Genomic DNA, 449 nt, shown 5'->3' on the forward strand with positions numbered 1-449 from the left:
ACAAGGCAGCATCCTGAACTGAACGCACGCTCCCCCCACATGAGCACCACAGTCCGTTTCGACGACCTCATGCCTCGCCCGGAGGAGCCATGACCACCCCGCCCGCGTCCGATCCGTACGGTATGGATCACCACATGTCGTACGACGACGACGGCGACCAGCCGCTGGTCCGCCCGTACGCGATGACCGGTGGCCGCACCCGGCCGCGTTACCAGCTCGCCATCGAAGCCCTGGTGAGCAACACGGCGGACCCGGGAATGATGGACGGGCTGCTGCCCGAGCACCAGCGGATCTGCCACCTGTGCCGCGAGGTGAAGTCGGTCGCCGAGATATCGGCGCTGCTCGGTATCCCGCTCGGGGTGGCCCGCATTCTCGTCGCCGACCTCGCCGAGGCCGGGCTCGTGGCCATCCACCAGCCCGGCGGCGGCGGAGAGCCCGGCGGTGCTCCG

General features: G+C 69.5%; 1 protein-coding gene. It reads left to right on the top strand.

The genetic code is table 11. The features are described 5' to 3' along the window. Positions 1–89: 89 nt before the first annotated feature. Positions 90–449 (top strand): DUF742 domain-containing protein (locus IF129_RS25970; protein ID WP_191212286.1); only part of this gene is annotated, 360 nt, incomplete at its 3' end.

It is taken from the genome of Streptomyces chumphonensis (assembly GCF_014779715.1).
GTDB lineage: Bacteria > Actinomycetota > Actinomycetes > Streptomycetales > Streptomycetaceae > Streptomyces > Streptomyces chumphonensis.